Raw genomic sequence first — 11,725 nt, 5'->3', positions numbered from 1 at the left:
ATCGGCGCCGCCACCACGCGGCGACGGCTCGTGGCCGACGGGCTCGCACTGACCCTCGATCTCGCCGGGCTCGGAGGAGCCTGGGTCACGATCCGGTTCTCCGACACCGGCAGCGGCAGCCTCTCCCGCGTGCTGATGACCGCTCTGGCCACGACCCGGGCGGTGACGAGCCTGCCCGAAGAGGCCGAGGGCGACGACAGTTTCTCCTGGACCGGCCGCCTGCCCGAGGGGATGCGCGAACTGCGCCTGACCCCGCTCGCACGCGAGCGGCCTTTCCGCCTGCGGACGCTCATGATCCAGCGCCGCAGCCGGATCGCGCTTGCCGTGCGGGCCCTGCGCCGCGACCCGGTGACGGCGGCGCGCGCCCTGTACTGGCGCAGTCTCGGCCTCAAGGTGCGCGGGCGCGGACTGCTGCTCGCCGCGCTCCATCACCGGGCGAAGACCGGCTACGGGGCCTGGATCGCCCGGTTCGATACCCTCACCGCAGCCGACCGGGACCGGATCGGTGCCGAGATCGCCGGCTGGGAGGCGGAGGGTCGCGCACCGCCGCTGATCTCGGTGCTGATGCCGGTGCACGACCCCGCCCCGCGGGTGCTGGAGGCCGCCCTGCGGTCCGTCCGCGCGCAGCTCTATCCGCACTGGGAGCTCTGCATCGTCGACGACGCCTCCACCGATCCGGCGATCCCCCGCCTGCTCGCGCGCCACGCGGCCACGGAGTCCCGGATCCGCGTGATACGGCGGCCGCAGAACGGGCATATCGCGCGGGCCACCAATGATGCGCTCGCCCTCGCCACGGGGAGCCACGTCGCCTTTCTCGACCACGACGACGAACTGGCCGAGAGTGCGCTCTACCACGTGGCCGTCGCGATCCGCACGGACCCCGAACTGGTGCTGATCTACAGCGACGAGGACAAGATCGATGCCCGCGGGCGCCGCTTCGCGCCGCACTTCAAGTCGGACTTCGATCGCGAACTCCTCTACGGGCAGAACTACATCAACCACCTCACCGTCATGCCGACCGCGCGGGTGCGCGAACTCGGCGGCCTGCGCCCCGGCTTCGAGGGCAGCCAGGACCACGACCTGCTGCTGCGGGCGACCGCGGGCGTCGCGCCGGCGCGCATCGGCCACATCCCCCGCGTGCTCTATCATTGGCGCGCCGCCGGCGGCTCGGGCACCTTCTCGGATCGGGCCCTCGCGCAATCGGAAGCGGCGCGGCTGCGGGCGCTGTCCGAGATCGCGGCCCGATCCGGCGCCACCGCCGCGCGCGGGCCGCACGGGTTCAACCGCCTCGTCCGCCCGATGCCGGAGCCGGCGCCGCGGGTCTCCGTCGTGATCCCGACGCGGGACCGCGCCGAATTGCTGGAGGTGGTCCTAGAAGGGCTGTTCCGGGCCACCGATTACCCCGATATCGAGGTGGTGGTGGTCGACAACGGCAGCGTCGAGCCGCGCACCCGAACGCTGTTTGCCCGCTACGCCGCCGATCCGCGCCTGCGCATCGTGGCGGTGCCGGGGGCCTTCAACTTCTCCGACCTGTCGAACCGGGGCGCCGCCGCCGCCACCGGGCCGGTGCTGCTCTTCCTCAACAACGACGTGGAGATCATCGAAGCCGGCTGGTTGCGCGAACTCGTCTCGATCGCCCTCGATCCGGAGATCGGAGCGGTCGGGGCCAAACTGCTCTATCCCGACGGGACCCTTCAGCACGGGGGCATCGTGCTCGGCATCGGCGGTGTGGCCGGCCATAGCCATCTCGGTCTGCCCGATGCCGATTCCGGTTATTTCGCCCGGATGGTGCTGGCCCAGGAAGTCTCCGCCGTCACCGGCGCGTGCCTCGCCATGCGGGCGAGCGTCTTCGCCGAGGTCGGCGGCTTCGACGGCGCACGCCTCGCCGTGGCCTTCAACGACGTCGATCTCTGCCTGCGCGTGCGCGCCGCCGGCTACCGCATCGTCTGGACGCCCTATGCCCGCCTCGTTCACCACGAATCGAAGAGCCGCGGCGCCGAGGACACGCCGGAAAAGCGGGCGCGCTTCGAGGCCGAAGTGCGGGTGATGCAGGAGCGCTGGGGCCCGCAATTGCGCGCCGATCCCTACTACAACCCCAACCTGTCCCGGGCCGCGGCGCATTTCCGCCTGTGACCTTGTTGCACTGCGGCGACCTTGCGCCGCAGTGCGGGATTGAACTATTTCCAATCTGCGCGGGTCGGGCCGGGAAGGTGCGCCCCGCCATCGCCCCAATCATGTTTCACGATTCGGAACGGATTAAACGGGTTGGGCCTCTGATCGGTGCCGCGTCGATCGCGCGTCGGAAGTCGTGTCGGAGGCCACCGTGCGGCGTCTACTTCAGGTTACGTCGGGCTCGTCCCGGCACGGCGCCTCCCAATACGATGGGATCGATCTCGGTTTCGACAATCGAGCGATGTCGGATTGTGGTGGTTGTTGGCTCGCGATCGGCTCGACCGTCGAATATTGCCGAGGTGTTTGGTTTGGATGGCCTGATTTGATCCATGGAATCGACTGATGAATACGCGCAACAGGGGCGTATCATTCTGATCCACTACACTCCCGTCCCTCCTTGCAAGTTGGACACCGTTCCGGTGCCATACTAAGGGTTGGCCGGATTGCCCGGTGCTGCGGCACCGGTTTCGTTCCCCGTTCAAGAGCGTGTGCGAATCGAACGTGACACAACGTACAGACATCGCGATCGTCGGCCGTGCCTGCCGCCTGCCGGGCGCTTCGAGCGTCGAAGGGCTCTGGCAGCTCCTGACCGAGGCGCGCTGCGCCGTCGGCCGTATCCCGGACGATCGCTGGTCGCTGGAACGGTTCGGGCATCCGCGCGCGCAGGAGCGCGGCAAGAGCTATACGTGGTCGGCCGGCGTTCTCGATGACATCTGGTCGTTCGATCCGGCGGTGTTCGGCATCTCGCCGCGCGAGGCCGAGCAGATGGACCCGCAGCAGCGGCTCCTGCTCGAACTCACCTGGGAAGCCCTGGAAGATGCCGGACTGCGCCCGTCCGCCGTCGCCGGCAGTCAGATCGGCGTGTTCGTCGGCGCTTCGTCGCTGGATTACGGCAACCTGCGCGTCCTCGACACCTCGTCGGGCGATGCCTATGCCGCCACCGGCAACACGCTCTCGATCCTGTCGAACCGCATTTCCTACATCTACGACCTGAAGGGGCCGAGCTTCACCGTCGATACGGCGTGCTCGTCGTCCCTCGTCGCCCTCGATGCGGCGGTGGCGGCCATCACCAGCGGGCGGATCGACACGGCCGTGGTGGCCGGCGTCAACCTGCTCGCGAGCCCGTTCAACTTCATCTGCTTCTCCAACGCCCAGATGCTGTCGCGCACGGGCCTGTGCCAGGCCTTCTCGGCGACCGCCGACGGCTACGTCCGCTCGGAGGGCGGCGTCGTCCTCATCCTGCAATCGGCCAAGGCCGCGATGCGCGACGGCAACACCGTGCGCGGCGTGATCGCGGCGAGCGGTGTCAATTCCGACGGCCGCACCACCGGCATCTCGCTGCCCTCCGGCTACGCGCAGGGTGCCCTGCTCGAACAGGTCTATCGCGAGGCCGAGATCGATCTCGATTCGGTGGTCTTCGTCGAGGCGCACGGCACCGGCACGCCGGTGGGCGACCCGATCGAGGCCGGGGCCATCGGCGGTAAGCTCGGCAAGCCGCGCAAGTCGCCGCTGCCGATTGGCTCGATCAAGAGCAACATCGGTCATACCGAGCCGGTCTCCGGTCTCGCCGGTCTGCTCAAGGCGAGCTTGGCGCTGGAACACGACCTGTTCCCGACCTCGCTCCACGCTGCCGAGCTGAACCCGGACATCCCGTTCCGCGAGCTCAACCTGTCGGTGGTCAACACGCCGCTGTCGCTCGTGCGCAACGGCCGTGAGCGCTTTGCCGGCGTCAACTCCTTCGGTTTCGGCGGCACCAACGCGCATATCGTGCTCACCGACGCTCAGCCGGTTCCGGCCACCGCCGAGACCACTCGGATGCCGGAGGTGCTGCTGCTCTCGGCCCAGAGCCGCGCGGCGCTCAACGAACTCGCCCTCGACTATGCCGAGCGCTTCGACGGGGCCAGCACCGCCGAAATCGCCCGCATCGCGACGGCGGCCGCGCATCGCCGCGAGCGCCTGTCCGCGCGCCTCGCCATCCCCCTCGATGCCGATCGGTCCGACGCGTCGTTGAGCGAGACCCTCCGCGCCGTCGGCGAAGGCGAGGACAGCACCGTCGCGCTGGTGGGGACGGCCGTCGACCGCTCGGCCGAAGTCGCCTTCGTCTATTCCGGCAACGGCAGCCAATGGGCCGGCATGGGCCGCGAGGCCTATGACGAGAACGCGGTGTTCCGCGCGGCCTACGACCGGATCGACGGGCTGTTTTCCAAGCTGGCCGGCTGGTCGCTCAAGGAAGCCTTGTTCGCCGAGGATCTCGACGAGCGCCTCGTCCTGACCCGGGTGTCGCAGCCCCTGATCTTCGCGATCTCGAGTGCGTCGACGACGGCCCTGCGGGCGCGCGGTCTCAACCCGAAATACGTGCTCGGCCACAGCGTCGGCGAGATCGCCGCGGCGGAAGCCGCCGGCATCCTCTCGCTCGAACAGGCGGTGAAGGTCATCTTCTACCGCAGCCAGCATCAGGAGAGCACCCGCGGGCTCGGCACCATGGCGGTGCTGCTGGCGCCGGCCGACGAGATCGCGCTGTTCCTCAAGGATTACCCGAGCCTCGACATCGCCGCCTATAATAGCCCCAAGGCCATCACCGTGGCGGGTCCGGTCAAGGACATCGATGCGGCCATGAAGGCGCTCGCCCGCAAGCGTCGGCGCGGGCGCAAGCTCGACCTCGAATACCCGTTCCACGGCCGGTTGATGAACCCGACCGAGAAGCCGTTGTTGCGCGACCTGTCCGGTCTCAAGCCCCATGCCGGCACCACAGCCATGGTCTCCACCGTGACCGGCACCGTGCTGGCCGGATCGGAATTCGGCGCCGGCTACTGGTGGCGCAACATCCGCGAGCCGGTGCGCTTCTCCGAAGCCGTGCAGGAAGCCACCCGCAAGGGCGCGCGCGTCTTCGTCGAGGTCGGCCCACGCGCCACCCTGCTGTCGCATATCGGCGACGCCATCGAGCCGCTCGGCATCGAGAACGCCACCATCGGCGTGCTCCACCGCAAGCCGGCCGGCGGTGACCCCATCGCCCGGACCGTCGCGGCCGCCCTCGTCCAGGGCGCCGCCGTCGACGAGACCATCGCGTTCGGGCAGAACCCGAAGGGCGACGTCTCCCTCCCGCTCTATCCGTGGCAGCGCCGCGCCTTCCGCCTCGCCGAGACCACCGAAGGCGTCGGCGGCACCTCGCCGCGCGCCTACCATCCGCTTTACGGCTCGCGCCTCACCGCCGATGGGCTCGAGTGGCACGGCCACGTCGACATCGCCACCGTGCCGGACCTCGACGATCACCGCATCGACGGGCAGGCGATCCTGCCCGGCGCCGCCTTCATCGAGATGGCGCTTGGCGTTGCTCGCGAGGCGACCCGCAGCGACGGCGTGGTGCTGGCCGAGTTCGAGATTCAATCGCCGATGATCTTCGGCGAGGAATCCCTGCGCGAGGTCATGGTCCGCGTCTCCGGCTCGGGCAACGGCATCCAGATCCTCAGCCGGCCGCGCCTGACCCAGGCCGCCTGGCAGATCCACGCCTCCGCCAAGATCGTCGACGGCGACTATGCGGCCCCGCGGCGCCAGGACATCCCGAGCATCGGCGAGAATGCCGTCGCGGGTGCCGGGCTCTATGCACTGGCGGCCGCGTCCGGCCTCGGCTTCGGCCCGAGCTTCCGTCAGGTGGCGGTGTCGGCGCGCGTCGACGAGATGACCATCGTCTCGGAGCTGCTGCCGGCGAAACCCGACCTGCGCTTCGGCCTCGTGCCCGCGCGCCTCGATTCCTGCTTCCACGGCCTGATCCTGCTGTTCGCCGACCTCATGGGCGAGGGCTCGACCAAGGCCTACGTGCCGGTGCGCTTCGGCGAGATCCGCCTGGTCAAGCCGGGTGCCGTGATCGCGCGCGCCATGATCAAGACCCGGCGCTGCAACGAGCGCAGCATCCTGGCCGACTTCACCCTGGTGGATGCCGAGGGTGACACCATCGCCACCCTGCGCGAGGGCCGGTTCCAGGCCCTGCGCACCAAGAACGCCAACGAGCTCGCCGCCTACGCCATCGCGCAGCGCCCGGAACTCGCCACCGAGCCGACCGCGATCCCGATGGAGCGCCGCCAGCGCATCGCCGATGCGGTGCGCCCCAGGGCCAAGGCCGCCTTCGCGCCGTCGGAAGCCCCGCTCGCCCCCGGGCACCTTCTGCTCGAAGGCTGGGCGACCTCGATGGCCTATCGCCTCGCGGAAGGGCTGCAGCGCTCGGGCACCGTCGCCATCGACGAGCGCGTGCCCGAGGCGATGCGCCCCTGGCTCCTCAATGCGCTCTACGCTCTGGAGAGCAGCAGCCTCGCGACCCTCGACGGGACCCGCTGGACCCTACGCAAGGATGTCGCCCTGCCGGCGCCCGACGAGATCATGCGCTGGATCGCGGCCGATCATCCCGAGCTTTCGGCCGAACTGGTGCTCACCGCCGATATCGGCGCCGTCGTCGGTCGCCTGCTCGCGGGGGACCTCACTGCCGCACCGACCCTGTCGCAGAATGCCCTCGACGCCTTCACCTTGCGCAGCGCCACGGCGCGGGCCTCGGCCGACGTGATCGCCGACATCGTCGAATCCGGTCGGGCTGCCCTCCCCCGTGACCGGGCTCTCCGCGTGCTGCAGGTCGGCTTCGGGCCGCTCTCCGCCCAATCCGCGACCTTCACCGACGCCATCCAAGGCCAGCTCACGGTGTTCGAGGCCGACCGGCGGCTGGCCGAGCGCGCCCGTCTCGCCCTGCCCCGCGGCGTCACGGTGATCGAGGATGCCACCGAACTCGCGCAGGGCGGCTTCGACGCGATCCTGGCGAGCAACGTCCTGCATCGCTTCGAGCGTGGCCTGCTGCAACAGGTGGCGGACGCGCTGGCCACCGGTGGTTTCCTCATCGCCGTCGAGCCCGGCGCCTCGCTCTTCCGCGATCTCGTCTTCGGCCTGATCCCGGACTGGTTCGACGAAACCGGCGACATGCCGGTGAGCCGCCTCGACGACATCACCGGGTGGCAGCGCGGCTTGAGCGATACCGGCCTCGTCCGGGTTGCGGTCGATCGCGCGGCCTCGGCCAACGGCGACGATCTCCTGTTCATCGCCGAGGCCCCGGTGCGGGCCCGCCCCGCCGCCGGCCAGACCTTCGCCTTCGTCATCGGCTCGCACGACGCCTATGCCGCCGAGACCGCCTCGTCGCTCGCGACCCTGCTGGTGGCCAGCGGCGTCCACGTCTCGATCATCCTCGATTCCGAGCAGTCGCTGCTCGAACTCGAGCGCGAGACCCCCGACACGGTGGTGTTCCTCGCCGGTGCCTTCAATCACGACGGCGCCGCCGCCGATCGGCTGCGCGACCGCTGCCTCAGCCTGAAGCGCTGCGTCGAGCATCTCGGCTCCCGCCAGACGCGCCTCTGGGTGGTCTGCCCGGGCGCCACCCGCGCCGACGGCGACGCCAACGGTTCGGTGGAGGCCGGAGTCTGGGCCTTCACCCGGACGCTGGCCAACGAGGTGGCGAGCCTCGACGTGCGCCGCATCGACCTGACCTCGGCGCTCTCCACCAAGAATGCCGCCGAGCGCCTGCGCGACCTCATCCTTTCGGGCACCACCGAGACCGAGATCGTGCTCGATGCCGACCGCACTCGCGTCATCCGGTTCTCGCCGGGTCAGCTCTCGCGCCGGCCGGCTTCCGACGCCGTCGCCGCTCCGGCGGCGCGGTTGGAGCGCAGCAACACCGGCGGTCTCAACGAGATGGCCTGGGGACCGGCCGAGCGGAAGGCGCCCGGTCGCGGCGAGGTCGAGATCGCGGTGGAAGCCACCGGCCTCAATTTCCGCGATGTGCTCTGGGCGCTCTCGATGCTGCCCGAGGAAATCCTGGAGGACGGGTTCGCCGGTCCGCGTCTCGGTCTCGAGGTCGCCGGCCGCGTGCTTTCCGTGGGCAAGGGCGTCGATGCCTTCAAGGTCGGCGATCGCGTGGTCGCCTTCGCCCAATCGGGCTTCTCCACCCATATCGTCGTGCCCGAACTCGTGGTGGCGCCGAGCCCCCCCGGCCTCGATCCGCAGGCCGCCGCCACCGTGCCGGTGGCCTTCCTCACCGCCTATTACAGCCTCGTCAGCTGTGCCCGCCTGCGGCGCGGCGAATGGGTGCTGGTGCATGGCGGCGCCGGCGGCGTCGGCCTTGCCGCGCTCCAGATCGCCAAGCTGAAGGGCGCACGCGTCATCGCTACCGCCGGGTCCCGCGAGAAGCGGGCGCTGGTCAAGGCGCTCGGGGCCGAGCACGTGCTCGATTCGCGCTCGCTCGCCTTCGTCGACGACGTCCGCCGCATCACCGGGGACGGGGTCGGCGTGGTGCTCAACAGCCTGTTCGGCGAGGCGATGGAGCGCAGCCTCAACTGCCTCAAGCCGTTCGGGCGCTTCATCGAGTTGGGCAAGCGCGACTATGTCGCCAACACCCATATCGGCCTGCGCCCGTTCCGGCGGAACCTGTCGTATTTCGGCGTCGATCTCGATCAGGTGCTCCAGCACCAGGGCGAGGACGGAGCCCGGCTGTTCCGCGAAGTGATGGCCCTGTTCAACGAAGGCGGCCTCAAGCCGCTGCCGTACCAGCCGTTCACGGCGGACGAGGTCTCGGATGCCTTCCGCCTGATGCAGCAATCGGGGCATGTCGGTAAGATCGTCATCGCGCCGCCGAAGGCCGGCAGCGTGATGAAGACCGCCACCTCGACCTTCACGGTCTCGCCGGAGGGCGCCCACCTCGTCACCGGCGGTCTCGGCGGCTTCGGCATCGAGGCGGCGCGCTGGCTCGCGGATCGCGGCGCCAAGCACATCGTTCTCGTCGGCCGGAAAGGCGCTGCGAGCCCCGAGGCCAAGCAGGTGGTGGCCGATCTCGCCGGGCGCGGCGTCAGCGTCGCGGCGATGGCCTGCGACATCACCAGCCGCAAGGCGGTCGACGCCCTTCTGGCCGAGATCGAGAGCACCGGCCGGACCCTCGCCGGCGTGATCCACGGCGCGATGGTGCTGCAGGACGGCCTCATCGCCAACATCGATGCGGCGGCTCTGGACGCGGTCATCCGCCCCAAGGTCGTCGGCGCCGAACATCTCGACGCCGCGACGCGGTCGCGCAAACTCGACTACTTCGTGATGTTCTCCTCGGCGACCACCTTCATCGGCAATCCCGGCCAGGGCTCGTATGTCGCCGCCAACGGCTTCATGGAAGGTCTCGCCCGGCGTCGGCGCAAGCTCGGCCTGCCGGCGCTCGCGGTGGCGTGGGGCGCCATCGGCGATGTCGGCGTGCTCGCCCGCAACCGTGCGGTGATGGAGACGCTGGCCGGCCGCGTCGGCGTCACCCCGATGGATGCCCGCCACTGCCTCGACCTGATGGCCGACGCGCTCGAAGGCCAGGGCACCGATCCCGACGATGCGGTGATCGCCATCGCCTCGATGCATTGGGGCAAGGCGCGCGAGCGCCTCGCCACCATGAAGAGCCCGAGCTATGCCGAACTCGGCTCCGACCAGCAGATGGAAGCCGGCACGGTGGCGGCCATCAATATCGGGACGCTGCTCAAGACCCAGGACATCGACACGGTGCGCAAGACCGTGGCCGATGCCATCGTCGAGGACATCGCCCGCATCCTGCGCCTGCCGAAGGACGATATCAGCCGCGTCCGCCACCTCTCCGAGATCGGCCTCGATTCGCTGATGGGCGTCGAACTCGGCGCCAGCCTGCAGGAGCGCTTCGCCCTGGAAGCGCCGCCATCCGGCATCTCCTCGGGACTGACCGTGAACGAACTGACCGAGACCCTGATCCAGTCGATCGCGGCTCCGGTGGACGAAGCGGCCGCGGCGGTGATGAGCCTCGCCCAGCGGCATGCCAGCGAAGGGGTGGACGTGCGCACCCTCGAACCCTTCCACGCGCTGGTCGAAGAGAACAGCCTCATCATCAAAGAGATCCTGCCATGAACAAACCGGCCAGACCGGACGGCGGACGCGCGGCACTCGCGGGTTTCGTCACCAACCGCCTCGGGCGCAACGCCAGCCGGCCGGCGCAGGCCCGGCCGCCGGCCCGGCCCGCGGGCGATCCGTCGGTGCAGAACTTCGAGACGCTGCCGGGCTACCGCGAATTGCGGCTCCAGCGCTCGGCCGCCGACCTGATCGGTCTCGGCAACCCGTTCTTCCGGGTTCACGAGAGCAAGGCCGGCGCCCTCACGCGGATCGCCGGCAAGTCGTTCATCAACTTCTCGTCCTACGATTATCTCGGTCTCAACGGGCATCCGGACGTCAACGACGCCGCCCGCAAGGCCATCGAGATCTACGGCACCTCGGCCTCGGCCAGCCGTATCGTCGCGGGTGAGCGACCGGGCCATCTCTCCCTGGAGAAGGCCCTCGCCGACCATTACGATACGGAAGCCTGCGTGGTGATGGTGAGCGGCCACGCCACCAACGTCACCACCATCGGCGCGCTGCTCGAACCCGGCGACGTGATTTTTCACGATGCGCTAAGCCACAACAGCATCGTCACCGGTGCGCAGCTCTCGGGCGCCCAGCGCCGCTCGTTCGCCCATAACGACCTCGACGCCCTCGAGACCTTGCTCGGCGCCACCCGGCACGAGCACCGCCGCGCGCTGATCGTGGTCGAAGGCCTCTACAGCATGGATGGCGACGCGCCGGATCTGGCCGCGCTCATCGCGTTGAAGCAGCGCTACGACACGTGGCTGATGGTGGACGACGCCCACGGCCTCGGCGTGCTCGGCCGCACCGGCATCGGCTTGGCGGAGCATTGCGACGTCGATCCGCACGGGGTCGATATCTGGATGGGGACGCTGTCGAAGACGCTCTCCACCTGTGGCGGCTACGTCGCCGGCCCGGCGGCCCTGATCGAATACCTCAAGTGCACCGCCGGCGGCTTCATCTACAGCGTCGGACTGTCCCCGCCCCTCGCCGCCGCCGCCGAGGCGGCCCTGGCGTTGATGCATGCCGAGCCGCACCGGGTCGAGCGGCTGCGCCAGAACGGACACCTGTTCCTGTCCTGCGCCAAGAAGCACGGGTTGGACACCGGCACGAGCCTCGGTCTCGCGGTGATCCCGGTGATCGTCGGGGATTCGTTGAAGTCGGTGACGCTGTCCGACCGCCTGTTCAAGCGCGGCATCAACGTGCAGCCGATCATCCATCCGGCGGTGCCGGAGCGCGCGTCCCGACTGCGGTTCTTCATCACCTCCGAGCACACCCCGGAGCAGATCCGCGAAACGGTGGACGCGGTGGCCGAGGAACTCGCCGAGATCGAGAAGGGCGGCTCGCTCATCGAGCAGCTGATGGCCAAGCGCGGCAAGCCGTAGGGCGCCTCGCCTTCCGATCCTCTCTCATGAAAACGGGCCCTCGCGAGGGCCCGTTTTCATGTCTGGATATCGCCTTCCTCCGGACCGTATCCACGATCCGGGGGCGACCCGATGCTACCGCGCGACGCCATAGACGCCGGCTGCGGCGGAGACGGGGGCGGTGATGGTGGAGAACACCGAGAGGACCTTCTGGACTTCGGTGAAGGGGGCGTTGGAGACGTAGACGAGGTCGCGGTTGCGCATGCGGAAGG

Annotated in this window: 3 protein-coding genes and 1 pseudogene; 3 read left to right on the top strand and 1 reads right to left on the bottom strand. The window is 69.5% G+C overall.

The genetic code is table 11. From position 1 onward, the window contains the following. The 3 genes from G3T14_RS02670 to G3T14_RS02660 all read left to right on the top strand — a co-directional run bounded on the left by G3T14_RS02670 (position 1) and on the right by G3T14_RS02660 (position 11,474). Positions 1-2,133, top strand: a complete 2,133-nt coding sequence (locus tag G3T14_RS02670; RefSeq protein WP_163640120.1) for a glycosyltransferase family 2 protein — start codon at positions 1-3, stop codon at positions 2,131-2,133. A gap of 540 nt (positions 2,134-2,673) precedes the next feature. Further along, the gene (locus G3T14_RS02665) at positions 2,674-10,101 is read left to right on the top strand and encodes a type I polyketide synthase (RefSeq protein WP_163639773.1); all 7,428 of its coding nucleotides are present in this window, start codon (positions 2,674-2,676) and stop codon (positions 10,099-10,101) included. Continuing rightward, positions 10,098-11,474: an aminotransferase class I/II-fold pyridoxal phosphate-dependent enzyme gene (locus tag G3T14_RS02660; RefSeq protein WP_163639771.1), complete on the top strand. Its 1,377-nt coding sequence runs from the start codon at positions 10,098-10,100 to the stop codon at positions 11,472-11,474. Before G3T14_RS02665 ends, G3T14_RS02660 begins: the two co-directional genes overlap by 4 nt. A gap of 114 nt (positions 11,475-11,588) precedes the next feature. Here G3T14_RS02660 and G3T14_RS24910 read toward each other — a convergent pair. Continuing rightward, positions 11,589-11,725: pseudogene (locus G3T14_RS24910) on the bottom strand (sugar transporter); the annotation flags it as partial.

The sequence above is a fragment of the Methylobacterium sp. BTF04 genome, from assembly GCF_010692745.1.
Lineage (GTDB): Bacteria > Pseudomonadota > Alphaproteobacteria > Rhizobiales > Beijerinckiaceae > Methylobacterium.
Note: the sequence above shows the minus strand (reverse complement) of the source record. Positions and strands in the feature narration are given on the sequence as shown.